Source organism: Caballeronia arationis (assembly GCF_001544975.2).
Taxonomy (GTDB): Bacteria; Pseudomonadota; Gammaproteobacteria; order Burkholderiales; family Burkholderiaceae; genus Caballeronia; species Caballeronia arationis.
On record NZ_FCOG02000086.1, the window covers coordinates 1 to 25,081 of the forward strand.

The 25,081-nt window shown below is 60.4% G+C and carries 21 protein-coding genes and 2 pseudogenes; 11 read left to right on the plus strand and 12 right to left on the minus strand.

Annotated elements, in window-relative coordinates:
• Positions 1 to 162: 162 nt before the first annotated feature.
• Positions 163 to 702 carry a hypothetical protein gene (locus AWB81_RS30480; RefSeq protein ID WP_062640575.1) on the minus strand — a complete coding sequence of 180 codons (540 nt, stop codon included), beginning with the start codon at positions 700 to 702 and terminating at the stop codon, positions 163 to 165.
• 478 nt (positions 703 to 1,180) lie between these two features.
• Here AWB81_RS30480 and AWB81_RS30485 point away from each other — a divergent pair.
• A pseudogene (locus tag AWB81_RS30485) lies at positions 1,181 to 1,789 on the plus strand (sialidase family protein); the annotation flags it as partial.
• A gap of 89 nt (positions 1,790 to 1,878) precedes the next feature.
• Positions 1,879 to 1,959 (plus strand): annotated as a pseudogene (locus AWB81_RS49165) (IS6 family transposase); the annotation flags it as partial.
• A 290-nt stretch (positions 1,960 to 2,249) separates the two neighbouring features.
• Here AWB81_RS49165 and AWB81_RS30490 read toward each other — a convergent pair.
• The 4 genes from AWB81_RS30490 to AWB81_RS30505 form a co-directional block, all read right to left on the minus strand.
• Positions 2,250 to 2,531 (minus strand): ArsR/SmtB family transcription factor, encoded by a 282-nt coding sequence (locus tag AWB81_RS30490; RefSeq protein WP_062640606.1) that lies wholly within the window; start codon positions 2,529 to 2,531, stop codon positions 2,250 to 2,252.
• A 20-nt stretch (positions 2,532 to 2,551) separates the two neighbouring features.
• Complete coding sequence (ilvB, locus tag AWB81_RS30495; protein WP_087135297.1) at positions 2,552 to 4,417, minus strand: biosynthetic-type acetolactate synthase large subunit; 1,866 nt, start codon at positions 4,415 to 4,417, stop codon at positions 2,552 to 2,554.
• Between the two features lie 173 nt (positions 4,418 to 4,590).
• On the minus strand, positions 4,591 to 5,175 hold the full coding sequence (locus tag AWB81_RS30500) for a DJ-1/PfpI family protein (protein ID WP_062640578.1): 585 nt from the start codon (positions 5,173 to 5,175) through the stop codon (positions 4,591 to 4,593).
• Between the two features lie 6 nt (positions 5,176 to 5,181).
• On the minus strand, positions 5,182 to 7,977 hold the full coding sequence (locus AWB81_RS30505; RefSeq protein WP_062640610.1) for a 2-oxoglutarate dehydrogenase E1 component: 2,796 nt from the start codon (positions 7,975 to 7,977) through the stop codon (positions 5,182 to 5,184).
• 378 nt (positions 7,978 to 8,355) lie between these two features.
• On the opposite strand from AWB81_RS30505, the gene AWB81_RS30510 reads away from it, so the two are divergent.
• On the plus strand, positions 8,356 to 9,369 hold the full coding sequence (locus tag AWB81_RS30510) for a GlxA family transcriptional regulator (protein ID WP_062640580.1): 1,014 nt from the start codon (positions 8,356 to 8,358) through the stop codon (positions 9,367 to 9,369).
• A 22-nt stretch (positions 9,370 to 9,391) separates the two neighbouring features.
• Positions 9,392 to 9,934, plus strand: a complete 543-nt coding sequence (mug, locus tag AWB81_RS30515; RefSeq protein WP_087135298.1) for a G/U mismatch-specific DNA glycosylase — start codon at positions 9,392 to 9,394, stop codon at positions 9,932 to 9,934.
• Here mug and AWB81_RS30520 read toward each other — a convergent pair.
• Entirely contained in the window at positions 9,874 to 10,827 is a 954-nt protein-coding gene (locus AWB81_RS30520) for a LysR family transcriptional regulator (protein ID WP_062640612.1), read from the minus strand. The genes mug and AWB81_RS30520 overlap by 61 nt on opposite strands.
• A 338-nt stretch (positions 10,828 to 11,165) precedes the next feature.
• Between AWB81_RS30520 and AWB81_RS30525 the strand changes: the two genes are divergently transcribed.
• The 7 genes from AWB81_RS30525 (at position 11,166) to AWB81_RS30555 (ending at position 18,388) form a co-directional block, all read left to right on the plus strand.
• Positions 11,166 to 11,840, plus strand: a complete 675-nt coding sequence (locus tag AWB81_RS30525) for an antibiotic biosynthesis monooxygenase family protein (RefSeq protein ID WP_062640584.1) — start codon at positions 11,166 to 11,168, stop codon at positions 11,838 to 11,840.
• Positions 11,841 to 12,197: 357 nt separating this feature from the next.
• Positions 12,198 to 13,808 (plus strand): MFS transporter, encoded by a 1,611-nt coding sequence (locus AWB81_RS30530; RefSeq protein ID WP_062640586.1) that lies wholly within the window; start codon positions 12,198 to 12,200, stop codon positions 13,806 to 13,808.
• 12 nt (positions 13,809 to 13,820) lie between these two features.
• Positions 13,821 to 14,897, plus strand: coding sequence for an HlyD family secretion protein (locus AWB81_RS30535; protein WP_062640588.1), 1,077 nt, complete (start codon positions 13,821 to 13,823; stop codon positions 14,895 to 14,897).
• Positions 14,894 to 16,432 (plus strand): efflux transporter outer membrane subunit, encoded by a 1,539-nt coding sequence (locus AWB81_RS30540; protein WP_062640590.1) that lies wholly within the window; start codon positions 14,894 to 14,896, stop codon positions 16,430 to 16,432. Before AWB81_RS30535 ends, AWB81_RS30540 begins: the two co-directional genes overlap by 4 nt.
• Positions 16,433 to 16,818: 386 nt before the next feature.
• Entirely contained in the window at positions 16,819 to 16,923 is a 105-nt protein-coding gene (locus AWB81_RS48535) for a YlcI/YnfO family protein (RefSeq protein WP_327372758.1), read from the plus strand.
• A gap of 170 nt (positions 16,924 to 17,093) precedes the next feature.
• Entirely contained in the window at positions 17,094 to 17,402 is a 309-nt protein-coding gene (locus AWB81_RS30550) for a type II toxin-antitoxin system RelE/ParE family toxin (RefSeq protein WP_062640593.1), read from the plus strand.
• Between the two features lie 422 nt (positions 17,403 to 17,824).
• The gene (locus tag AWB81_RS30555; protein WP_062640595.1) at positions 17,825 to 18,388 is read left to right on the plus strand and encodes a YSC84-related protein; all 564 of its coding nucleotides are present in this window, start codon (positions 17,825 to 17,827) and stop codon (positions 18,386 to 18,388) included.
• Between the two features lie 510 nt (positions 18,389 to 18,898).
• Here AWB81_RS30555 and AWB81_RS48380 read toward each other — a convergent pair.
• The 6 genes from AWB81_RS48380 to AWB81_RS44250 form a co-directional block, all read right to left on the minus strand.
• Positions 18,899 to 19,027, minus strand: coding sequence for a hypothetical protein (locus tag AWB81_RS48380; RefSeq protein WP_268811775.1), 129 nt, complete (start codon positions 19,025 to 19,027; stop codon positions 18,899 to 18,901).
• The gene (paaK, locus tag AWB81_RS30560; RefSeq protein ID WP_062640597.1) at positions 19,024 to 20,358 is read right to left on the minus strand and encodes a phenylacetate--CoA ligase PaaK; all 1,335 of its coding nucleotides are present in this window, start codon (positions 20,356 to 20,358) and stop codon (positions 19,024 to 19,026) included. The genes AWB81_RS48380 and paaK overlap by 4 nt, the downstream gene beginning before the upstream one ends.
• Before the next feature lie 47 nt (positions 20,359 to 20,405).
• Complete coding sequence (locus AWB81_RS30565) at positions 20,406 to 21,944, minus strand: 3-hydroxyacyl-CoA dehydrogenase (RefSeq protein WP_062640599.1); 1,539 nt, start codon at positions 21,942 to 21,944, stop codon at positions 20,406 to 20,408.
• 11 nt (positions 21,945 to 21,955) lie between these two features.
• Positions 21,956 to 23,158, minus strand: coding sequence for a 3-oxoadipyl-CoA thiolase (gene pcaF, locus AWB81_RS30570; protein WP_062640602.1), 1,203 nt, complete (start codon positions 23,156 to 23,158; stop codon positions 21,956 to 21,958).
• A 58-nt stretch (positions 23,159 to 23,216) separates the two neighbouring features.
• A complete protein-coding gene (paaN, locus tag AWB81_RS30575) occupies positions 23,217 to 24,902 on the minus strand; it encodes a phenylacetic acid degradation protein PaaN (protein WP_062640604.1) in 1,686 nt (561 codons plus the stop codon).
• A 38-nt stretch (positions 24,903 to 24,940) separates the two neighbouring features.
• Positions 24,941 to 25,081, minus strand: a 141-nt coding sequence (locus AWB81_RS44250) for a 2Fe-2S iron-sulfur cluster-binding protein (RefSeq protein ID WP_327371244.1), incomplete at its 5' end; no start/stop codon positions are given.

Consider the following 25,081-nt stretch of genomic DNA (forward strand, 5'->3'; position numbering starts at 1 on the left):
GCCAACTAAGCGAGCCGGATCGGATTACCGAGAACTGGATCGGCGCTCACGAACGCCAAGATGAGACCGTGAGAAAGACGCAAGAACTCGGCACTCTCGAGTACATAACAAGCAAGGCAATAAGGAATCGACACATGACGCATCTCCGTCGATCGCGTTCAATCAATAGCCGATGGTCAGCGGCTCGGGATATTGCGCGGTCAGCGGATAGTCCGTCTCCGCCGTGAATGCGGGCACAGGCGCAGTCGAGGGCGGCACATGACCGATGGTCGGAGGCGGCGCGCAGTTCGTTCCATCGGAAACTGCGACGACTGTGGCCGGAGACGAGACTGTATCGCCCGCAATCAACAGCGTGACGTCGGCGCCCTTTCTCATCGCAATGGACGGCCGCGGGCTGCTTTGAGGGGAAATGATCGGCGAACCGCTGCAGTCGGCGGTCGAGTAGTTGAACGGCCCGAACGTCCACCATTGGAATCGCGACGAATCGATGTGGTGAGGATCGACGAGCAGCCATGTGACGGCGGCGAAGACGATCGCGCCGTTTATCGTGAGATAGACGCCGTCATAGCCGTGATACGACGCAAGCCGTCCGACTAGCCTGCCTTGCGCATCGAATACCTTGAGGACGCGGTGATCGTCGTGTCGACGGCCGCGTGGCCGCTGCCCGCATTCGCATCGAGAGATAGCGCGCTTACGAACCACGAGACGACGACCACGACGACGATGACCAAGCGACGCATGAGCGTCTCCCTCGACTGACAGCGTCCGCATGGACTTGCGGGTCGGACGTACTGTTCACGAAGAATAGATTCGCGATGCTTTCGTTTCAAGGACGATTGTTGATCGTTTGGCATCGCGCATCGTGGCTTCAAGACCGATGCGAGAACGGCGGCGATACATTAGCGTCTCTTCTGGCAGCCCGCACAGGTGCCGCATGATACGGGGCATCAGCGCGGCAACTCAGCGCCTCCTCCCCAGTCGCATACGAGCGCCTCACGCCGATCGGCTGACAAAGGCCGACTACCGCCTCATGCAAACCGCGGCAGGCCTACCACCGCTCGAAAGATAAGAATGTGTATCGCTTTCAATCGTTACAAAAAATCCCCGCAACGTCCTTTGCCACGATCTAAAGTCCAATCCACGCATCTGACAAACGATGATCTTCACAACGAGTCCACTGGTGGCGTTCATCAAATCGACCGACGACGGCGCAACGTGGACGAAGCCGAAAATCATCTCTGGCTTGCAGACCGTATCGGTGTTTGATCCGAACACGGGCGAAGCGGTGCGCTCAGGAGACATTATTCCCGAGCCCACGATCGATCCGAAGACCGGGCAACTCTATGTCGTTTGGCAGGACTCCCGTTTCAATGGCGGGCACTACGACGAAATCGCGCTTTCTACTTTAAAAGACGCCGGCAACACCTGGAGCGCACCGATCCAGGTCAATACGCCCACGGGAAGGCCGGCATTCAATCCAAGCATTAACGTCAATTCGTCGGGGACCGTTGCGGTGACGTACTACGATTTCCGCAATCTGGCGGATGGCAACACCGCGACACTACCGACGGATATCTGACAGACGACATCGACGGACAAGGGAACGACGTTCGCAAATGAGATACATCTGACGGGGGCATTCGACCTCAAGACCGCGCCGAATGCCGAGGGCTTCTTCGTCGGGGACTATCAGGGGTTGGTCGCGATCGGCTCGACCTTCGTGCCGTTCTTCGTGCAAACAAACTCAGGGAATCTTGTCAATCGCACAGACGTGTTTGCTCAGCCGTAACAGTAGCAGCGGGGGCAGTTGGCCCGGAGCGCGGACATCCGCGCTCCGGACGACGACCACGAGTCGCAGGCACAACTGAAAATGCCGCAAAAGCGGCGAGGCCCAAGCCGGGCAGCATATGGCATCTGGCCGAGATGTTCGTGACGCTGCGCGGCGAGCCGCATCTCGTTGGACCATCACTGCTGCATCTCAGAAAGCTGTCTAACAAGGAACACGACGTTTGATCGAAACAGGTAGTCTACAGCCGTCAAGTTGACAAAGCCCACGCTAGCGGTGACGCGGCGATTGCGTTCTGGCGTCAGGCGAGTGGCGCGCGTCGTCACGTATCCTCTGGCACGGCCGCTGTCATGATGATTGGCTGGGTCGGCCGCGCGGTTGCCGAGTGCTGTGGCTGTTGTTAAACAGTCACCCTGTCGTGGTGCTGCGTTAGGTAAAATCACGAAAAAACTAAAGCTCCAGGCTAATGCCTGGCAAATGCACGTATCACTTCTTCGTTTCGCGACAGGAGCGTCCACTGACCCACGCGCGTCGGAACGACGAGCCCCGCGTCGATCAACGTAGCGACATGCGCCGATACGGTCGATTGAGACAGCCCGCTGCGTGCATGGACCGCGCTCGCAGGCACCCCATCACGAAAACTAGCTCGCTCCTTCGCGAAGGCTGCGTTCGAAGTCTTCAACCATGCCAGGACCTCACGCCGAAATGGATTCGCAAGCGCCTTATGGATCGTGTCGGCGTCGATCGCAGGATTGGTCTGTATCGTCAAAACATATCCGCAGGACTTTGACGCGCTACACCTGCGCTCCCCGCTTCCAGTTCAGATCGCGAAGGAATGAACGGACCAGTGATCATATTCGCGTAGCTTTGCCCCGGCCCCACCATCGGAAACACATCGGCGTCCTGGTCGACCATCACTTCGAGAAAGGCCGGCCCATCGAATCGCACGAAGGCGTTAAGGGCGTCCTCGAGCTTGCTCTTCGCTTCGACGCGACGCGCAAACTCAAAACCATCGGCCCTCGCTGCCAGCACAAAATTCTTGCGATGCAGCGACTTGTCGCTCACGCAGAGACGCCCGTCGTAAAAGAGACGCTGCCACTGCCGGATCATTCCGTCGCCGAGATTGTTTAGCACGAGGACTTTGACGGGGACTCCATACGTGCTCGCCGTCTCCAGTTCGCCGGCGTTCATCCGGATACTGCCGTCCCCATCGATATCGATAACGAGCGCGTCCGGCCGCGCCAGTTGCGCACCGATCGCCGCAGGCAATCCGAACCCCATCGTCCCCATGCTGCCCGATGTAAGGAAGCTGCGAGGCGCGGCGAAGTCGAAGAACTGCGCAGCCCACATTTGATGCTGGCCGACGCCTGTCGTAACAATCGCGCGGCCCCCTGTAATCTCGCTCAACTTTTCGATGACGAACTGCGGCTGGATCAACGGACTCGCCCGGTCGTAGTTCATGCCGTAGCGTTGCTTCAGTTCCTTCACGATTTCGAGCCATTCCGATGACGCGTACGCAACCGGCCCACATTCCATCAAGGACGACAACGCCGCCTTTGCATCGCCCACATGACTCCAACTTGCGCGCTTGACTTTGTTGATCTCCGCCTCGTCGATGTCGATGTGCGCGACATATCGCGCCCCCACAGCGAAAGCTTCGGGTCGGCCGCCCGCGACGCGGTCATCGAACCGGGCGCCTACGGCAATCAAAAAGTCGCAGTCTTCGACCGCATAGTTCGCGCAGGCAGCCCCGTGCATGCCCAGCATGCCAAGCGACAACTCATGCGTCGCGGGTAATGCGCCAAGACCCATGAGCGAAGTCACGACAGGAATGCGGTAGCGCTCGCAAAACCTGCGCAACTGCGCGGCCGCCCCACTCGCGATTACACCACCGCCAACATACAAAAGCGGCCGCTTGCTTTGCGCGAGAAGATCGAAGAATTCGGCACGCTTTGCCTCGTCGAGATGAGCGCCCTTCGCCATCGATCGAAGACGGTCGGAATAGCCTCGAAACTGCAACGTGCCTTGGCCCTGATACGGTCCCATCCAGTTCTGAATGTCCTTCGGCACGTCCACAACGACCGGACCCGGGCGCCCCGTGCGCGCGATCTCAAACGCGGTCCGCAACGTCTGTTCCAGTTTCCCCGGATCGGTAACGAGGAAGACCTGCTTGGCGCATGCCGACATGATGTTGAAGACCGGCGCTTCCTGAAACGCGTCGGTGCCGATCGCAGCGCGGGGCACCTGTCCGCATATCAGCACGACGGGCACGGAATCGCCGTTACAGTCGGCGATCGGCGTCACTGCATTGGTCGCGCCGGGGCCCGACGTCACCATGAACACGCCGACCTTTCCGCTCGCTCGCGCGTAACCCGCGGCCATGAAACCCGCCGCCTGCTCATTGGCCGGTACGACGAATTTCATTTGTCGTTCGGGATTTGCCTCGTGCATTTGGTTGAAGCGGAAAACAGCATCGTAGGTCGGCAGGATCGCGCCTCCGCTATAGCCGAATATTGTATCGACGCCCTCTTCGACAAGCACGCGCAGAACGATGTCGGCGCCCGACATCCACTCGCTGGCATCCGTCGATTGAATGAAGTCTTGTGAAGTGACGCTCGGGTTTTGAGTCATCGCTGTCTCGCATGGAATCGGCGCTGACGGATCAGCGGCCAAAAAACTTCTGGAATAGTTGTGGGGCCTATTGCTAGCTATTCTGCCGCTTGACACTGGCATCCGCCGTTCGATCGAGGTCGAAGACAGGCCAAAACAGGCAGCATTCAGGCCATGCATGACGTTCAGGCAGATCATCTTCCAAGGCGCCGGGTCAACAGCGCTTTGGCGATGCTTCCGACAATTTCATCGCCAAGGTCCTCCTTGACCAGTGACAAGGCCAGGTGAATGCCTGCGTCCACGCCGGAGGACGAGTAGAGATTGCGGTCCTTCAAATAGCCTTTGTGCGTCACGACGTGGACCAACGGATTCTCGGATGCGAGGCGTTGCGCGTCGCGCGAGTGCGTGGTCACGCGGCGGCGATCGGCAAGACCAGCGCGTGCGAGCAGAAAGGCACCGTTAGACACCGACGCGAGCTTTCGCGCGCTGCGCCCGGCACCGCCGAGCCAATTCACGAGTGCCGCGTGCTCGAGGCTCGGACCGACGACGGGAGACCCAGGGACGACGACGATATCGAAGGGGGTGAGCACATCGGACAGGCACTCCGTCGTGCGCACCTCCGTGCCGTTCGAGCACGACACGGGCCCAGGCGACGGTCCGACGAGATGCTGTTCATAGAACGCGCCGCCCCATAGACGATTTGCCTGATGAAATACGTCCATCGGACCGCTCACTTCGAGCAGCTGAAATCCTGCGTAAAGCATCATCGCGACACGCATGAGGCGCTACTCCGCGAACGCACTCGATACGAGCGCTGCCTGTCTGGCGACGTGGGCCGAGTGATAGCCCGGTGCGGTCGATGCCGACGCGGCAGGTCCTGCGTAGGACGGCGTCACGCCCGCAGCCAAGACCTCGCGCAAACGCGGCTCGATGTAACTCCATGCTCCCTGATTGCGCGGCTCCTCCTGACACCAGACGAGCGTCTTTAGGTTTGGATAGCGTGCGAGTTCGGCGGCCAGTTGCTGCGAAGGAAACGGGTACAACTGTTCGACGCGGATGATCGGTGTATCGGAGACTCCATGTTTGCGGCGATATTCGAGCAACTCGAAATAGACCTTGCCCGATGTCAGGATCACACGCTCGACACTGGAAGCACGAGACGACTCGATCTGCGTATCCAGCAGGACTTCCCGGAAAGCACCTCGAGTTAATTCGTCGAGCGTACTTACCGCTCCCGGATGACGCAGCAGCGACTTGGGTGACATCACAATTAGCGGACGCCGGTCGAACGCAAGCGCCTGCATCCTCAGCAAGTGAAACAGTTGGGCGGGCGTCGTCGGTTGAGCAACGCGCATGTTGTCTTGAGCACTGAGTTGAAGGTACCTTTCGAGCCGCGCCGACGCATGCTCCGGACCCTGCCCTTCCTGGCCATGTGGGAGGAACAGCGTGAGGCCGCTCAACTGCCCCCACTTTGCGGCGCCCGCAGCGATGAACTGATCGATGACGACCTGCGCACCGTTCGCGAAGTCACCGAACTGGGCTTCCCATACCACGAGTGCATTTCGGTTCACCGTCGAGTAGCCGTATTCGAACGCCAGCACGGCGGCCTCGGAGAGAATGGAATTCGTCACCGTAAAGCGGCCTTGCTCGTCAGCGATGTGATCGAGCGGAACAAGAACACCGTCCGAGCGGTTCGTGCGCCGTTGGTTGTGCAGCACGGCGTGACGGTGATTGAATGTCCCTCTTGCACTGTCCTGGCCACTCAACCGGACATCGATTCCCGCGCTGACTAACGACGCAAAAGCGAGGTGCTCGCCCATGCCCCAGTCGATCGGCTTCTTTCCCGTCGACATGTCACGGCGCGCGGACATTATCTTGCTGACCAAGGGATGAAGTTCGTAACCTTCGGGAACGTTCGATACCTTTTGCGCCAGAACCAGCAACTCCTCGGACGATGGAGGGCTGTAACGGCGCGTATCCGCATCGTTGTGTACCAATACCTCAGAGACCTCAACGTCGTGCGCCGCCTCGAGACTATCGCGCTGCGCCTTGATGTATCCTTCCACCTGATCCAAAGTCACCGCACCTTCCAGCATCAGCTTTCGCGCATAGACGGTCCGAACCCCAGGGTGCGCCGCGATGGCACGATACATCAAAGGCTGCGTGATACTCGGCGTGTCTTGTTCCTGGTGTCCATGCTTGCGGAAGCAGACCAGATCGATGACCACACTGCGCTGGAACTGCGTACGATAGTCGAGCGCAAGACGCACGGCCATGGCAACCGATTCGGGATCGTCACCGTTGACGTGCAGAACCGGCGCCTCGATCATCTTGGCGATGTCGGTGGAGTAGAACGACGAGCGCGTGTCGCGCGGGTCAGACGTTGTAAATCCAATCTGGTTGTCGACGACCACATGAACCGTGCCGCCCGTGCCGTGCCCACGCGTATACGAAAGGCTCAACGTTTCCATCACGATGCCCTGACCGGCTATCGCCGCATCACCGTGAATCTCGACGGGCAGCACACTGGCGTCGTCGCCATTGCCCATCGCTTCCGCCTTGGCGCGAGCCATCCCCTGCACGACCGGGTTCACGATTTCCAGGTGCGATGGATTGAATGCGAGGACGACATCGACCGGGCCATCACCAGTCTGCGCGATACTGCTAAAGCCCTTGTGATATTTGACATCACCTTCCGGAAGGTTATCGGCGTCCTGACCGTCAAATTCATTGAAGAGGGCATGCAAGGGTTTGCCCACGACGTTGACCAGCACGTTCAGGCGTCCGCGGTGCGCCATACCCATCACGACTGAGCGCACCGCCTTCGATGCCCCATACCGGACGAGTTCGTCGAGCAGCACGATCAACGATTCACCGCCTTCCAGCGAGAAACGCTTTTGCCCGACGTAGCGCGTGTGAAGGTATTTTTCCAAGCCCTCCGCGGCTGTCAGGCGCTCCAGAATCCGGTTCTTCTCCGCGACCGAAAGCGAAGGCTTCGCTCTCGTCGACTCCAGACGCATCTGCCACCAATTGCGCTCACTCGCATTGGTCAGATGCACGAACTCCGCGCCCAGCGTGCCGGTATAGGTCTGCTCGAGCGCGGCGATGATCTCCTGCAAGGTCGCATCCTCGTCGAAGAGAAACGTATCGGCCGTGCGGAACTTCGTCGACAGGTCCGCGGCCGTCAAGCCGTAGTACGTGGGTGTCAACTCGACAAGCCCGCGCGGCGGTGTCCAGGCCAGCGGGTCGATCTTGGCCTTGCGCGTACCGATCATCCGGAACGCTGCGATAAGCGCTTGCACCGCTACTTGCTTCCTGGCGAGGCCAAGGCCGTTATCGACCGGCACCATCGCACCGCGCGGCCGTTTGGCGAGCTCGATGAAGCTCGAGACGACAGGCGCGTGCGCTTCATCGTCGCGATCGCTTCCGTCGATGGCGGGCGTTTCGCGCAACGCATCGAAATAGGCCCGCCACTCATCCGTGACCGACGCCGGGTCCGCCAGATAGAGTTCGTACTGTTCCTCGACATAGGGGGCGTTTCCGCCGAACAAAAAAGAATTTTCGCTTTCCTGGATCAACACGATGAATCCACCCTTCTTGTGTTTGCCGGTCCCGCTTTCGACCGTGACATGTGCCGGGCGGCCGGACTTGCGCCTTGGTTGGCGATCGCAGCCGTTCTTGAAATCAAGTTTAGTGAGTCGATGCGACGGGGGCGCACCCACATGGCGCGATGCCAGGCCAATCGATGTTTGATTTGGGCCACGGCATTGCACCCCGAGGTCTTGTTACACCGACGCAAAAGTCATTTACCCGGCGCGCCGTCATTGCTCTTTACCTTTTTGGGCTAGACTGCGTCATCACTTGTTGAGCGGTCTTTCGTGCTTTTTCGCATGATTTGGATGAAGCGCAGACCGATGACGTCAACGAAAGGGTGTTTCATACTTGAGTAAGGTCACGGCATGAAAGTCGCCATTGTCATTTTCGATGGTGTGCAGGCACTGGATGTTGCAGGCCCATTGGACGTATTTGCGGAAGCAAACGCGAATCTCTCCGAACGTCAGCGATATGAAGTCTCGCTCGTCGGGCGTCATGCCGGCACTGTGACGTGCTCGAACGGAATGCAGGTTTCCGTGCCCTTCGGCTATGCGGACTCCGACATCCAGTACGACCTGCTGTTAGTGGCGGGAGGACCGCAGCTGCCCGATACTCAGCCCTCGAGCGAGTTTCTTACGTGGTTGCAAAAGCAGGCGCGCGGCGCGACGCGATTCGGCTCCGTTTGCAACGGAACGTTCCTGCTCGGACATGCGGGGTTGATCGACGGCAAGGAGGTGACGACGCACTGGGCCGACGCCGGCCGCCTCGCCGACGAATTTCCTCAAGCGTGTGTGCAGCCCGACAGGATTTTCATTCGCGATGGACATCTCTTTACTTCCGCCGGCGTCACGTCGGGCATCGATCTGTGTCTCGCACTGGTGGCGGAAGATTGGGGTCACGAGTTGGCAGTGCGCATTGCGAAGCGCCTGGTCGTCTACATTCAGCGCGAAGGCGGGCAGTCGCAGTACAGCCCTTATATCGGCGCCGGCAAGGATGAAGATCCAATCATCAACAAGGTGCATCGGTACGTAACTGACCACATCACCGATGCGCTCTCCATCGAGCAGTTGGCGGGTGCGGTCTCGGTAAGCCGACGCACCTTCTCCAGGGTGTTCGCGAAGTATGCGAAGGTGACACCGTCAGCGTTCGTGGAACAGGTTCGCGTCGATACGGCGAGGAAGTTGCTCGAGGAGACGGATGCGCCTTTGAAGACCGTCGCATTCAAATGCGGCTTTCACAGCGCCACGCAAATGCGCGTGACTTTCTCCCGCCGGTTGAACGTCACGCCCAAGCAATATCGTCAGCGGTTTCGCGGCGCGGTCGGCACGCAGGTTCGAGTGCATGGTGACGTCAACCTTGCCTCGGTAAGCCTGGCATAGCATTCACCGGGCGGCTGCTTCCGTGACTCACACTGATCTACTTGCCGATATTCTCGAACCGAACTTGTCGGTGGTCTTCTGCGGCATCAACCCCGGCATTCGTGCTGCATCGACGGGTCATCACTTCGCTGGCAGCGGCAATCGGTTTTGGCGGGTCGTTTATCTGGCGGGTTTTACTCCCGAACAGCTTTATCCTCAAGACGATCGCACATTCCTCAAGTACGGATGCGGTCTTACGACGGCGGTCGCGCGTCCAACGGCGCGCGCGGACGAACTGTCGCGAACGGAAATCGAAGCGGCTGCGTCTGCGTTCGAAGGAAAGATCAAACGATATCGGCCGCAACACATAGCCTTTCTCGGAAAGATGGCGATTTCCGCCATGTCCGGCAAGCGCGACATCTCATGGGGGTTGCAATCAGAGGCTTTTGGCGGTGCACGCACATGGGTGTTGCCGAACCCTAGCGGCCTGAACCGCGCATTCAGCCTCGATGCGCTGGTGATCGCCTATCGTGAACTCGCCGATGCCGTGAAGTCTGCGACTTCTGCACTCTCCTCCACCAACTGAAGCTGTGCGTTTCTGCGCAAGGTCTCCGTGACGAATCCCAGGAAAGCCCGGATCTTGCCGCTCGAGCCTCGCCGCTCCAAATGCAGCAAGTTCACCGGAACCGGCTCAGGCTCGTAAGCCGACAAGACAGGCACCAGTCTTCCGCTGCGTACTTCAGTGGCCGCCTGGTAGGACAACAGTTGCGTGATCCCGACCCCGTCGATGGCCGCTGAAACCGCAGCGGGTGCCAGGTCGACGATCATCCGTGGATGAAGCCGCACCGGCAGCCTTGCCCCGTCGTCGCTGAAGACCCACTCGAGCGGATGCGTCACACCCGTGAAGGACACGCAGTCGTGGCGAACGAGCTCCCCGGGATGAGCGGGTTCGCCATGCGCCGCGAGATATGCCGGCGAAGCATAAGTTCGACGCTGCACGAAACCCAATGGAACGGCAAATGTCGTCGAGTCTCCAAGATGGCCAATACGAATCGCGATATCCACGCCTTCCTCGAGCAGCCGCGTCGTGCGGTCGATGTATACCGCATTGATACTGACGTCCGAATAACGCAGCGCAAAGGCATTTACGAGCGGAGCGATATAGCGCTGCCCAAAGAGCACTGGCGCCGAAACAGTCAGCGTCCCCACGGGATTGACGTTATAGGATGCAAGATTCGCTTCCGCGTCCGTGATGGTATCCAGCACCTTGCGACAGGTATCGAGGTACGCCACGCCCGCGTCCGTCGGCCGGACTGAACGGGTGGTTCGCGCAAGCAGTTGCGTACCCAGACGGGTTTCGAGCGAGTAGAGCGCCCGGGAAACGGCTGCAACCGACAGTCCGATCTTCTCCGACGCGCCAGTAAAACTGCCGCGATCGACGATGGCTACGAAAACCTCCATCTCACGCAATCTGTCCATTTTGAATTCCAGGTCTTGGTCAATATGCGCGATTGTATGCACCGTGTCCCGCATGATGATGATCCCCGTCTTCAACTGGCTCAAATGACAAACACATTGGCCAGCGCCGGACTCATTCAACATAAGTCTGGTAGCCAATCTTCGTTATCAAAGATGCGAAGGCCTTTTCTAGATGCAATAACCCTGATAGACCTTCAGGCTCTCTTGGCAAAAATTGCACACTAACTGACCCGATACGCGACCTGCCGACACTTCAACACGACACGCTCATCGCAGACAATGAATCAACCCGGTGCGGTTAGCAAAACCGCGATGGAACATTAGCGAAAGGAGCTCTCATGTTTTCTGCGATGCTTGAAGTCAAGCCGATACCCGAACAATTCGATGTCTATCTCGGCATGGCAAAGATGCTGCGACCTGAACTCGAAAAGATCGATGGCTTTATCGACAACAACCGCTATGCAAGCCTGACGCACGAAGGTTGGCTGCTCTCGCTATCGAGCTGGCGCGATGAAAAGTCGCTGGTGCGCTGGCGTACCGAGACCAAGCATCACAAGGTGCAGCAGGCGGCGCGTGATCGCGTGTTTGCCGACTATCGCTTGCGCATCGGGCAGGTCTTCGCGGATACGCACGTGCCTGCGGGTCACATCTTGCTCGAGCAGCGCCTCGACGTCACCGAGACGGGCGCTGGTGCGGCCGTCACGTTGCTTGAAGCGAAGCGCGCGCCTGAGTGGGCCGAGCAAAATGGCGCGCGAGCAGTCGCTCGATCACTTGGACTCGAGACAGAAGCGTCCGGTCTGGTCGCGTGGGACGTGTTCGATGCGCTGCTGACGCCAGGAGACATGATCGTCGTGGCGACGTGGCGCGACCAAGCTGCTGCCGAAGCGTTCGAGCGCGATGCGAAGCTGCCGGAGGGCGTGCGGCTGCGGCACATCCGGGTTATCCGAGAGTATGGAATGTTCGATCGGCGAGAAGCACCGCAATACTTCGAGGAGGCTCGGCCGACAGCGTAGGACAACTTTCGTGCCCTGGCGGATCGAGGAGGCAGAGGAGTTGCAATTTCCTCGGGATGTCAAAAGACGGCGAACTATACTCCAACCACTTCCTGAAGCACGATCGTCCTCGTTGCGGCGGTTGTTATTCGCCTGACAGCGGCATTGGCAAGATTCGCAAACGAAATGGCCGAATACCTTGCCTGATGTCGCTTCAGGAAGCGTGACCCCTTCCCTACAATTCTTTATGTCGTTAGTTGATAACGACGTGACAAGAACTTCAAAAATTCTCCACTCGTTCACCACATTTATATATGCATTTCGCGGCGATTTCCAGACGCGATTTTTAACTGAACACGGATAGTCAGCGAACCCCTCATGAATACCGCCAACACATCGACCGTCGAGACGCAAGATCCACCGGTTGGGCAATCGTCCGAGGCGGTTGCGACTCCGCTCCAGCCGAAGCCCGCACAGGCCGTGTTGTCGCGGCGTCTTGCTATCGGTCTAATCGGAATGTTGCTCGCGTCCTTGCTGGCGATACTCAACGAACAGGTCACTGCGCTTGCAATGACCGACGTTCAGGGCGTGTTCTCTATTGGCCATGACGATGGGACCTGGCTGACGACGCTCTTCGAGGCCGCGAACGTCGCCACGATGGTATTCGCACCGTGGTTCGGGATCACCTTCACGTTGAAGCGCTTCACGATCGGCGCCGTAATTGCCACGATGTTCTTCGGGTTCCTTTGCCCTTTTGCGCCGAACCTGTTCACGCTTTATGCGCTGCGTGTTCTACAAGGGATCGCAGGCGGATGCATCCCGCCGATGCTCATCATCGTCGCACTGCGCTATCTTCCGCCGGAGGTCAAGCTGTACGGGCTCGCCGGGTACGCCCTCACCGCGACCTTCGGACCGGCGCTCGGCGCACCGCTCGCGGCGTTGTGGACGGAATACGTCAGCTGGCAAATGGTCTTCTGGCAGATCGTGCCGCTTGGGGTGTTGAGTTGCGTGGCGATACAGCAGGGCCTTCCGCCGGATCCGCTCAAACTCGAACGGCTGGGTTCTTTCAACTGGACCGGGTTCCTCACGGGATTTCCCGCAGTCGCCATGGTCGTGATCGGCCTGTTGCAAGGCGATCGACTCGACTGGCTGAATTCCGGGTTCATCCGCGTGATGTTCGGTGGAGGTACGTTGCTGTTCGTCACGTTCCTCGTCAACGAATGGTTTGCGCCCGTTCCGTTTTTCAAGCTCCAGATGCTCTCGCGCAGGAACTTCTCGCACGGGCTTTTGACGCTCACGGGCGCGGTGATACTGCTGGTCGGTGTGGCTGCGATACCGGGCCAATTCCTCGCGAGGATTCACACCTACAGGCCACTGCAAACATCGCCCCTGTCGTTGCTGGTTGCGATCCCGCTATTGATCGCTTTGCCGGCGACCGCCGCCGTACTCAACCTCAAGCGCGTCGATTGCCGATGGGTCATGGCGATCGGATTGTCTCTCATGGTCACGACGTGCCTGATGGGCAGCTTCATGACTTCCGAGTGGGTGCGCGAGAACTTCTACTTCCTCCAGTCGTTGCAGATCGTCGCGCAGCCGATGCTGATCATGGCGATATTGATGGGCGTCACGACAGGATTGCCGCCTACGGAGGGCCCATTCGCCTCCGCGATGTTCAACTCGGTCAAGACTTTTTCTGCCGCTCTGGCGACGGGTCTGATCGAAGGGTTGGGCACGGCGCGAGAACACTTTCATTCGCACGTGCTCGTGGATCACCTCGGCAACAACGCGCTCATAGCCAGCCAAAGCATCGATGCGGCGCATGGTCTCGGCGAGCTCGCACATCGTGTGCACGAGCAGGCTGTCGTGCTGACTTCGGCGGATCTCTATCGGGTAATGGCCGGTGTCGCCGTCGCGCTCCTTTTACTTGTTCCGGTGTTACCCGTGCGTATTTACCCGCCGTGGACCACTACGCCGCCCTCCTCCCATTAAGGGACGATATCCATGTCGACTTTTATCCGCTCTCATCTCAAACTTGTTCGCGTTTTAGCACTCGTCGTCGCGCTCGTCGTCGTGGCGTTGGCCTGCTGGAAGTATCTTTCCAGCTCGAACACTGAATCGACAAACGATGCCTACGTCCAGGCTGATTTCACGCTCGTCGCGCCGCGTATTGCCGGCCAGATTTCCGACGTGTTCGTCGTCGACAATCAGTCGGTAAGAGCCGGACAACTGCTGTTGCGCATCGACGACCGCGATTTCCGCGCAGCGTTGATGAGCGCGCAGGCAGACGTGAAGGCGGCCGAGGCGTCGGTCGCGAATTTCGACGCCGAAATCGCGCGGCAGCCTTCGCTCGTCGAGCAGGCCCGCGCGACGCTTCGCTCCGACGACGCAGGCATCGAGTTCGCACGGGCCAATGCTTCTCGCTATCAGAACCTTTCGGATGCAGGCGCCGGGACCGCGCAGGAACAACAGCACGCATCGAGCACGTTGACGCAGCAGATCGCGCAGCAGGCGCATGATCGCGCCGCATTGCGGACGATCGAACAGAATCTCGATGTATTGCGCACACAGCGCGACAAGGCCGCGGGCGCATTTGCGCGCGCCGAGGCTGCGCTCGAACAGGCAAAGCTCAATCTGTCCTACACGGAAATCCACGCACCGGTGGACGGCAAGGTCGGGCGGCGTTCGGCACGCGTCGGCGCGTTCGTGACACCCGGCGCGCCGGTGCTCGCGATCGTCCCGCTCTCGGATGCCTACGTCGTCGCCAACTTCCAGGAGAACCAGATCACCAACATGCGTCCCGGCGAAAGCGTGCGTATCAAGGTCGACAGCTTTCCGGGCGTCGTGATTCAAGGCCATGTCGATAGCCTCGCGCCCGCTACCGGCGTGAGCTTCGCGCCCATCGCGCCCGACAATGCGACCGGCAACTTCACGAAGATCGTTCAGCGCGTGCCGGTCAAGATCACGATCGATCGCGGGCAACAGGCCGCATCCGAATTGAGCGTGGGGCTTTCCGTCGAGGCGGAAGTGGACGTGCGCCGGCACGGCGAGGCACTTTCCGAGGGAGTGGCATCGAAATGAACCCGAGCGAAATCTCTCTGCGCGCATTGGCGCTTGCGATCCTGGCATCGTTCGTGATGACGGGGTGCATGGTCGGCCCGGATTTCGAACGTCCGCAGACGAACACACCCGACGTGTTCAACCGCACGCAATCCGCTTTGGCATCGAGCAAGGCGATCGAATCGGAGTTCAGTCCGCAATGGTGGACGCTCTTCAAGGATCCCACGCTCGACTCGCTGGAACAGGAACTGACCGACGCGAACCTCGATGTGGCGGCTGCATCGGCGCGGCTGCGGCAAAGCCGGGCCCAGCAGCGCATCGTCGGCGCGGAGGAATATCCGACAGTGACCGGCGCCGCATCATATTACCGCGAGCGTGGCAGCCCGAACGGCATCCTGTCGTTGCTCGGCGTGACACCAACCGGAGGCCAGGTGCAATCGGCCGCGGGGGACACGCCGCTCGGCGTGGCGCCATTGCCGGGCTCCAAAGGTTCGCCGGCGTTCGACCTCTATCAGTTCGGCTTCGATGCGTCGTGGGAACTCGACTTCTGGGGTCGCGTTCGACGCGGGGTCGAGGCTGCGACGGCGATGACCGACGCCTCATATGAGGATCGAAACGCGGTGCTGTTGTCCGCACGCGCCGAGCTCGCGCGCGACTACGTGGAGTTGCGCGACACGCAGTCTCTGCTCGACATAGCAAGGCAAAACCTCCGCATCGCGCGCGATACCGAGAAACTCACGGAGACGCGCGCGCACGAAGGCGTCGTCACGAACCTGGACGTGGCCAACGCGGCCGCACAAGCGGAGTCGATCGAAAGCCTGATCCCCATTCTCGAATCGCGCAACGAGACCACGATCAATGCGATCGGCGTGTTGCTGGCCAAGGAACCGGGCGCGCTGCGGCAAATGCTCAGCGAACCGCGTGATGTTCCGACACTGCCAGAACGGGTTCCTATCGGCGTGCCATCGGAGGTGGTGCAGCGCAGGCCCGACATCAGAAAAGCCGAGGCTCAACTGCACGCCGCGACGGCGGCGATCGGCATGGCGAAGGCCGACTTCTATCCGCGCATATCGCTGAACGGCAGCGCGGGGTTCCAGAGTCTTCAGCTTTCGAGTCTCGCTGATTGGGCGTCGGGTCAGTTCGTTATCGGACCATCGATTTCGCTTCCGATCTTTGAAGGCGGGCGCCTCAAGGGAACCCTCCATTTGCGCGAGGCACAGCAACAGGAGGCCGCGATCGTCTACAAGCATACGGTGCTGCAAGCCTGGCGGGAAGTGGACGATGCGCTCGTCGTCTATGACGCCGAGCAGCGACGGCGCGACCGCCTGAAGTCGGTCGTGAGCCTGAATCAGCGGGCGCTTTCGATTGCGCAGCAGCGGTACAAGGCGGGTGCGGTCGACTTTCTGGACGTGCTCAACGTGCAGCGACAATTGCTCGATGCTCAAAGCAAGCTCGAGCAGAGCAAGGCCGACGCTGCTACGAACCTCATCACCTTGTGCAAGGTGCTAGGCGGCGGATGGGAGACGGCGTTCGGCACGCAAGAACTCGCTCGTTGAGGCGACGAACGTTCCTCAAATGTCGATGACGACCTCCCCTTGTGGTCGCGAGCGGCAGATCAGGAGATTCCCGCTTGCCGGTGGATCGAGCGGATCAGGCCCATAGACGATAACTTGCCCGGGCGATCTTTCGTAGATAGAAATTAATTCGTCAGCGTTTGCGAATTAATTCTGTCAATTGCTCTGCGCTCGGTGACGGAGCCTTCCTTTTCCCAATTCAGAGTGAATGACTTGAGGACCTCGCATTAGATCTGCAACATGCCTGCTCCTGCGTCCAGCTGGGCGGACTCGCGCGCCTTTCGCACTTCTTCGGCTCGGACTGGCTGCGTTTGCATGCGAAACAGAAACCGGGCAAAATGTATCGCAATTGCGATGCAGTTGTATTCATGAAAACCGCTACCTTCCCCGCGGTACGGGTCGAGCCGGAATTGCGCGAGGCCGCTGAAAGCGTGTTGTCCGACGGGGAGAGCCTGTCGGCGTTTGTCGAATAGTCGATCCGCGCGAACATTGAGCGCCGGCGTTTGCGGAGAGATTTTATTGCGCGAGGCCTCGCGTCGCGAGACAGCGCCAAACAGAGCCGTCAGTATGTGTCCGCCGATGACGTCGTGGCTACGCTCGAGGCGCGGCTCACGGGAGCCAAGACGCGGCGCACGACTGCGCGATGACCTACGCGGTACGGTTTACCCTTGAGGTGGCAGCGGACCTCGACCGACTCTACGACTTAATTCCCCAGCGCGACGCCACCAATTTCACACTCGCCGAGGCGGCTATTCAGGCGGTTTGCGATGGCTTCGCGGCGCTTCGGAGTTCACCGTTTACGTGCCGCAAAGCGCGATCCGACGCGCCCTTCCTTCGGAGCCTGATCATCCCGTTCGAGCTCACCGGCTATGTCGCACTATTCGAAATCGAAGACAGCGAAACGGTCACGGTGCTGGCTATCCGCCATCAGTTGGAAGATGACTATCATTGAAGTTCCTCGCGCAAGCGTCCACAGCGCCTCGAGCCGTTCCTTCTCTTGGTTGTCGGGACTACGGTCGTTGGCAAGTGCACGGATCGCTTCCGCCTTGAAACGGGGCGCCCGGGGTCGCCTCGCGCTATCCGTCATCGGTTCGACTGGCTCGTCACAGGCCGGATCGTGCCGCCCGATCCGGCAGCCTGGTGCACAGCCCCGGTCGCCACGACATCAACCCGGCGAGGCGAACCGATTCTAGCGTTTGACGACGGCGGAGCGCGGTCTATCGCCGATGCACACGACGATCCTGCGCTCGCTGAATTGCTACGCACCGGAGCGATCCTGCAAAGTATTTTTGCTGTCGCTGGCATGATCGACAATAATGGGTGGGGGTATGTCACGGCAGTGCTTGAACGCGATCAATCCTTGGAGAACATATCATGCTCAAACGTCTGATATTGACGCTCACCGTCCTGCTGATGTTGCCTATTTCTGCTGCTCGGGCCGACGAATATACGGACACCCTCAACCTGTTCAAGCACGCGGGAGAAAGCGGCAGTCTTTTGCATAGTGCCTATGGTTACGCTGTGTTTCCGAAGATTGGCAAGGGAGGGGTCGGTATAGGCGGTGCCCATGGGAAGGGTCGCGTCTATGAGAAAGGGAAACGTATCGGCGATACATCGATGACTCAGGTCACTGTGGGCTTGCAACTTGGCGGCCAAGTGTACAGTGAACTCATCTTGTTCGAGGATGAACGAGCGCTCAAAGAATTCACCAATGGCAACTTTGAATTCGGCGCAGATGCCAACGCGATCGCGATCACTGCGGCGGCTGGCGCACAGGCAGGCACGACGGGCACGTCTACTAACGTAAGTGGCGGCAAGAAAGATGCCAAAACGACAGGCGCCTATCGAAAAGGCGTGGCTGTGTTTACAGTGGCCAAGGGCGGGCTGATGTACGAGGCAAGCGTTGGCGGCCAGAAGTTCTCTTACACGCCTCGTTGATTTTGCCGAGTGTCACTCCATCGACAGGCTTATCATCTGCGCCGTGCGACCAAACATATCTGCCGTTCGCACGGAGGCGGACTTAAAACCGCTTCGTAACATGCGCAGCGCAACACCCGCCGCGACTCATACCGCATCCGTCACGGGTTCGCCATGCCGTTCGCGAACGAGCATCACCCGGATCTTTGCGAGGCTCGCCACCTGATTGGGAACGCTGCCCAGGTATGATCGTGGACCCCCGCGCCTGCTGCTTGGAGGGCCGTTCTTTCAGCATGATGATGTGACGGTGAACACGCCGTTCTACGGTCTTACTCTCAATTTTGCACCGGAGCCAGGTCGCCCGCATCATGCGGGCGACCTGGCGTGCGTCCTCGAAGTTGGCAGTCCGGTCGCTTTCGCTGGCGCGACCCACCCATCGACGATCAGCGCCGGCGCAAAAAACTGAACCGCGCGATTCAAGCACGACTACCCGTACATCCGCGCGGGCGGCGAACCCCTTGAAAGCCACAGTCAGCTGTTCGATATCCGCTCGTCGAACGCCTTGAACACATCTCCTCGGTTTAGGCTCATTCGTCGCACACCTGCGTTGGGTTCACCGGTGTTTGCGTCTTTCGCCATCGTGGAGACTTTGTCGGTCATGACTCCGCCTTCGGGCCATTGCGGAGGTCGATCACGCGCTTCGCCTTGCCTGTTGCCGTAGCGGGAATCTCTCCGGTGCGGAGGATCGACACCGTCGTCGATACGCCTACCATCGTCTTGATGCGATGCTGCAATTCGCGTGCGAGCGTCTTTCGTTCGTCATCGCCAAGTGATCCACACACTTCGGCCCGGGCCTCGACGCGAACGGCAAGCGAGTCGAGATGTCCTTCGCGCATCAAAATAAGCTGATACATCGGGCACAATTTTGGCATCGCCAGAATCAGCTCCTCGATCTGACTCGGGAACACATTCACGCCCCGCACGATCATCATGTCATCCGAGCGCCCCGTGATCTTCGCCATACGGCGCATTGAGCGCGATGTGGGCGGCAGAAGCGCGGTGAGGTCGCGGGTGCGGTAGCGAATGATCGGCATCGCCTCTTTCGAGAGCGAGGTGAAGACCAGTTCGCCGGGACTTCCGTCCGGAAGGACTTCACCCGTAACCGGATCGATGATCTCCGGAAAAAAGTGATCTTCCCAGATGACCGGGCCATCCTTGCTCTCGACGCACTCGCAGGCAACGCCCGGACCCATGACTTCGGACAAGCCATAAATGTCGACGGCGTCGATGCCGGCGCGTTGTTCGATTTCGCTGCGCAGCGCTCCCGTCCAGGGTTCCGCACCGAAGATGCCGATCTTCAGCGACGATTCTGCCGGATCCATTCCCTGACGCGCCATCTCGTCGAGCAGATTGAGCATGTACGATGGCGTGACCATGATGATCCGCGGCTCAAAATCGCGGATGAGCTGGACTTGCTTCTCGGTTTGTCCGCCCGACATCGGTACGACCGTGCAACCGAGTCGCTCCGCTCCGTAGTGGATGCCCAGACCGCCGGTAAAGAGCCCGTAGCCGAAGGCGTTGTGCAGCATGTCGCCGGGTTGGCCGCCGGCCGCGCGGATCGAACGGGCGACCACATTCGCCCACGTGTCGATGTCCTTCGCGGTGTAGCCGACGACGGTGGGCTTGCCAGTCGTGCCGCTCGACGCGTGAACCCGCGACAACTGACGCCGCGGCACCGCGAGCAAGCCAAAAGGATAGTTGTCACGCAGGTCCTGCTTCGAGGTGAACGGAAACTTCGACAGATCCGACAATTGCTTCAGGTCGTCCGGATGGACGCCGGCCGCCTGGAACGATTGCTTGTAATGCGGGACGTTGTCATAGGCGTGCTGAAGCGACCATTTCAGCCGCTGGAGTTGGAGGCTGCGCAGTTCGTCTTCGCTTGCGGTTTCGATTGCGTCGAGGTCGTTGCGTTGCGCGGTTTCTTTCAACATGAATGTCTCCGATTACATCAAATTAGTGAGCCTGCTCTGCGGCAAGGTCAAATGGACGGGTAGAAGGTGCCGGCTGACCAGTGGCGGTCGGCGAGCAGGGGCGAGATCCGATAGCGGTCCTCGCCATAGTGAGCGGCAAGATTGAACAGGACGCGATGGACCGTCGCGACACCGATGGCATCTGCCCATTTCAGCGGACCGGCCGGATAGTTGACACCCTTCTCCATCGCAAGATCGAGGTCCGGGACACTGCACACGCCCTGATTCACAGCGTCGGCCGCCTCGTTGACGAGCATGGCTACGGTACGCATCACCACCATGCCCGCGACGTCGCTGATCGATGCGACTTCGTAGCCGCATTGCTGCAGCGTTCCGACGACCGCGTCGAACGCCGCTCGACTGCACTGGCTGGCGCGCGTCACGGCGAGCGTTCGCGCCGCGCCATAGTCGAGCGCGAGGTCGACGAGCACGATATCGTCGTGCTCGAGGTCTCGCGCGCGGCGGGTCGCGGTTTGTCCGTCCGTGATCAGAAGCAGCACGCCGCCAATTTCGGCGATGAGCCCGGGAATGTTGCGGGTGCTGTCGACACAGTTTTCACCGGCGGTTTTCGCGAGCCGCTCGACAAGCGGATTCAACAACGCCCCTGATCGCGCGATCCGGACGCGTCCCGCGGCTTGCTTCGATGGCTCGATGCTCGCTTCGGCATTGCCGTGACCGGCCGCGTATCGATAGAAGCCCCTCCCCGACTTGCGGCCGAGAAATCCTGCGCTGACCAGTTCCTGCTGGATGAGCGAGGGCGTGAAGCGCTGGTCGAAGAACATCGCACGGAACACGGACTCGGTAACCGCGAAGTTGACGTCGTGACCGATGAGGTCCATCAACTCGAACGGGCCCATCCTGAAGCCGCCCGCGTCGCGCATGATGCGGTCGACCGTGGCGACATCGGAGGCCTGTTCGTTCAGCACGCGCAGTGCTTCCGCATAGAACGGCCGTGCCACCCGGTTGACGATGAAACCCGGCGTCGAGCGCGTCCGCACCGGCAGTTTGCCCCACGCGACGGCGGTTTCATGAAGCGTATCGATGATCGCCGGTAATGTGGCAAGGCCGCTGACGACTTCGACGAGCGCCATCACCGGTGCCGGGTTGAAGAAGTGCAGGCCCGCCAGCCGCGACGGATCGCGCAACGACCCAGCGATGGCCGTCACCGAGATCGATGACGTGTTGGTCGCGAAGATGCAATGCTCATCGACGAACGATTCGAGCTCGCCGAAGATTCTCTGCTTTACATCAAGCCGCTCGGCAACCGCTTCGATAATCAACGCCGCGTGTTTCAACTCGGTCAAGGCAGTAGCAGCGAGGACGTTCCGGGTGGCGGCGTCCGCCTGGACCTTGGTCAACCGGCCCTTATCGGCGAGCTTCGCAAGTGATGCCGCGATTCCCGACAGCGCCTTGTCGACCGCCACCGGATCGATGTCGAAAAGCACGACGGGATGACCGGACATCGCAGCCACCTGTGCAATGCCTGCTCCCATCGCGCCGGCACCGATGACCCCGACGACGCTCGCCTTGGAAAGAGGATGTCCCATCGTCAAGGTCCTCAAACGCGCTCGATTGCAATGGCGATGCCCTGCCCCACGCCAATGCACATCGTGCACAGCGCGAACCGGCCGTGGCGGCGCTCGAGTTCGTACATGGCGGTCGTGACGAGCCGCGCGCCGGAAGCGCCGAGCGGATGACCCAACGCGATGGCGCCACCGTTCGGATTGACGCGTGCATCGTCTTCCGCGACGCCCAGCTTGCGCAACACCGCGATACCTTGCGATGCAAACGCCTCGTTGAGTTCGATCACATCGAACTGGTCGAGCGTCATGCCAAGGCGCGCGAGGAGCTTTTGCGTCGCTGGAGCCGGGCCGATACCCATGATGCGTGGCGCGACGCCGGCAGTCGCCATGCCGAGGATGCGCGCACGCGGCGTGAGCCCGTTGCGGCGCGCCGCCTCTTCACTGCCGATCAGGAGCGCGCATGCACCGTCGTTGACGCCCGAGGCGTTGCCCGCCGTCACCGATCCGTCGGGACGCACGACGCCCTTCAGCTTCGCCAGCGTTTCAAGGGAAGTCTCACGCGGATGCTCGTCGTGTTCGACGGCCACCGACTCGCCTTTCTTTTGCGGCACGTGAACCGCGACGATCTCCTGCGCGAATGTGCCGTTGGCTTGCGCGCGAGCGGCGCGCTGCTGGCTGCGCAGCGCGAACCGGTCCTGTGCGTCGCGCGCGATGCCAAAGTCCACTGCGACGTTTTCAGCCGTCTCGGGCATCGAATCGACGCCGTATTGCTCGCGCATGTTCCTGTTGATGAAGCGCCAGCCGATGGTCGTGTCGAAGATCTCGGCCTGACGGGCAAAGGCAGCCGCGGCCTTGCCCATGACGAACGGCGCGCGCGTCATGCTCTCGACGCCGCCCGCGACATACAGATCGCCGTCGCCGGCGCGAATGGCGCGCGCAGCGCTGCCGACCGCGTCCATGCCCGAACCGCACAGACGGTTGATGGTGGAACCCGGCACGTCGATAGGCAGGCCCGCGAGAAGAGCCGACATGCGCGCGACATTGCGATTGTCTTCGCCGGCCTGATTGGCGCAGCCATAGAGAACGTCGGCGACCTGCTCCCAGTCCACTGTGGCATTGCGGCTCATCAGCGCGCGAATCGGAACGGCGCCGAGATCATCGGCACGAATGTCCTTGAAAACGCCGCCGTAGCGGCCGAAGGGCGTGCGAATCCCGTCGCAAATAAAAGCTTCAGTCATTGATCGTCTCGGATTTGATGTGGAGAAATGGTTTCGGATTCAACCGGCCGCGCGTTGCTCACGCGGGATCACGCTGCGGAACATGACGGCGGCTCTGCACGACACGGAACCGGTTGGCGACGAACGCGGCGTCCGAAAGACTCGCGTTGGCCGCGGGATTGGCGCCCGTGGCATGGAAGTCGGAGAACGCGGACGACTGGTTGACGAAGACACCGCCCGTCAGATTGATCGACAGCGCGACGCCGCCGATAACCGCGGCCTCGGAAGCGGCGTCGAGCGTTTGCTCGTCCGTGCTGTAGACCGACAGCGTCAGTGCGCCGCGCGTGCGGGCGATGCGTCCGGCGAGTTCGAGTGACTGCCCGGTCGAATCGGTTGCGATGACGAACGCGATCGGGCCGAACCATTCCTGCGTGAAGATGGGCTCGTCGCGACCGGCATCGAGCTTGCGCAAGATCGGCGTGCTGACCTTCGCTTCCGGATAAGTTGGATGCTGGAGAGTCACACTGTCGAGGAGCGGCGCGCCGTACGCTGAAACCTGTTCGATGCGCTCGAGCACGCCCTTGTTCTGAATCGCGCCCGTCAACTCGACAGCCTTGGCCGGATCCGCGGTCAGCTTCTGTACGGCATCGGCGAAGGCTTGCGCGACGTCATCGAACGAAATCGTGCCTTCAGAGGTCTTGATGCCTTCGCGCGGGACGTAGATGTTCTGCGGCGCCGTACACATCTGACCGGAATAAAGCGCGAGCGAGAACGCGATATTGCGAACCATCGGCTTCAACTCGTCCGCCGAATCGATCACGATCTGGTTGACCCCGGCCTTCTCCGTGTAGACCTGTGCCTGGCGGGCATGCGTCTCGAGCCAGTCGCCGTTAGCGGTGCTGCCGGTGAAGTCGATCAGGCGAATTTCATCGCGGGTGGCCAGCGACTGTACGAGCGCGCCATCGTTGGGGGCTGTGGCAAGCAAGGTCACGACGTTGGGATCGAAGCCGGCCTCTTCCAACACCTGGCGCGCGATGCGCACGGTGATCGCGAGCGGCAGGATCGCTGCCGGATGAGGCTTGACGATCACGCCGTTGCCGGTCGCGAGATCGGCGAACAAGCCAGGGTAGCTGTTCCAGGTGGGAAACGTGCAGCAGCCGATCACGAGCCCGATGCCGCGCGGCACGATCGTGAAGCGCTTTTCCATCGCAAGGGGAGGATTCTTGCCTTGCGGCTTTTCCCAGTACGCCGTCTCGGGGACGTCGCGCATCGCATCCCATGCGTAGGCGATCGCCTCCAGCGCGCGATCCTGCGCGTGCGGGCCGCCCGCCTGGAACGCCATCATGAACGCCTGCCCCGTGGTGTGCATGACGCTATGAGCGATCTCGAAGCTCGCCCGATTCAGTCGTGCGACGATCTCCAGGCTCACGCCGATCCACGCCTTCGGGCCCGCTTTGCGATAGTGCGTCTGTGCTTTCTGTGCCGCTGCGATCAGCGCGTCCGGTTCCGCTTTCGGGTAGCTAATGTTCAATGCGAAGCCGAAGGGCGAACGCTCTTCGCCGACCGTCCCACTGCCGGGTTGATCGAGTTCGAACGGACGCCCGATATGAGCCTTGAATGCCGATTCGCCCTCGGCGGCAGCCGTTTCGCCGTAGGCACGCGGGCTGGGCATTTCGTTGAACGGACTCCAATAGCCGCGTGTTCTGATTGCATTCAGTGCGCCGTTCAGCGTCTGTTCGTGCCTGGAAAAGAAAGAGTCATTCATCGTGAGTCGTCGCTCGATAAGGGTTGAGGTTCAGCGCTTTACCGTTCGTCGTAACTCACGACGATGCGATCGCTCACCGGATGGCACTGGCACGTCAGCACGTAGCCATCGTCGATTTCGTGCTGTTCCAGCGTGTAGTTCTTTTCCATCTTGACCTCGCCTTCGAGCACCTTCGCTCG

Excerpts from the sequence above, each read along its gene's own strand:
- ilvB (WP_087135297.1), bottom strand. The coding sequence starts at position 4,417 with ATGACTCAAAACCCGAGCGTCACTTCACAAGACTTCATTCAATCGACG.
- AWB81_RS30500 (WP_062640578.1), bottom strand. The coding sequence starts at position 5,175 with ATGCGTGTCGCGATGATGCTTTACGCAGGATTTCAGCTGCTCGAAGTG.
- AWB81_RS30510 (WP_062640580.1), top strand. The coding sequence starts at position 8,356 with ATGAAAGTCGCCATTGTCATTTTCGATGGTGTGCAGGCACTGGATGTT.
- AWB81_RS30520 (WP_062640612.1), bottom strand. The coding sequence starts at position 10,827 with ATGGACAGATTGCGTGAGATGGAGGTTTTCGTAGCCATCGTCGATCGC.
- AWB81_RS30525 (WP_062640584.1), top strand. The coding sequence starts at position 11,166 with ATGTTTTCTGCGATGCTTGAAGTCAAGCCGATACCCGAACAATTCGAT.
- AWB81_RS30530 (WP_062640586.1), top strand. The coding sequence starts at position 12,198 with ATGAATACCGCCAACACATCGACCGTCGAGACGCAAGATCCACCGGTT.
- AWB81_RS30535 (WP_062640588.1), top strand. The coding sequence starts at position 13,821 with ATGTCGACTTTTATCCGCTCTCATCTCAAACTTGTTCGCGTTTTAGCA.
- AWB81_RS30540 (WP_062640590.1), top strand. The coding sequence starts at position 14,894 with ATGAACCCGAGCGAAATCTCTCTGCGCGCATTGGCGCTTGCGATCCTG.
- AWB81_RS48535 (WP_327372758.1), top strand. The coding sequence starts at position 16,819 with ATGAAAACCGCTACCTTCCCCGCGGTACGGGTCGAGCCGGAATTGCGC.
- AWB81_RS30550 (WP_062640593.1), top strand. The coding sequence starts at position 17,094 with ATGACCTACGCGGTACGGTTTACCCTTGAGGTGGCAGCGGACCTCGAC.
- AWB81_RS30555 (WP_062640595.1), top strand. The coding sequence starts at position 17,825 with ATGCTCAAACGTCTGATATTGACGCTCACCGTCCTGCTGATGTTGCCT.
- AWB81_RS48380 (WP_268811775.1), bottom strand. The coding sequence starts at position 19,027 with ATGACCGACAAAGTCTCCACGATGGCGAAAGACGCAAACACCGGTGAA.
- paaK (WP_062640597.1), bottom strand. The coding sequence starts at position 20,358 with ATGTTGAAAGAAACCGCGCAACGCAACGACCTCGACGCAATCGAAACC.
- AWB81_RS30565 (WP_062640599.1), bottom strand. The coding sequence starts at position 21,944 with ATGGGACATCCTCTTTCCAAGGCGAGCGTCGTCGGGGTCATCGGTGCC.
- pcaF (WP_062640602.1), bottom strand. The coding sequence starts at position 23,158 with ATGACTGAAGCTTTTATTTGCGACGGGATTCGCACGCCCTTCGGCCGC.
- paaN (WP_062640604.1), bottom strand. The coding sequence starts at position 24,902 with ATGAATGACTCTTTCTTTTCCAGGCACGAACAGACGCTGAACGGCGCA.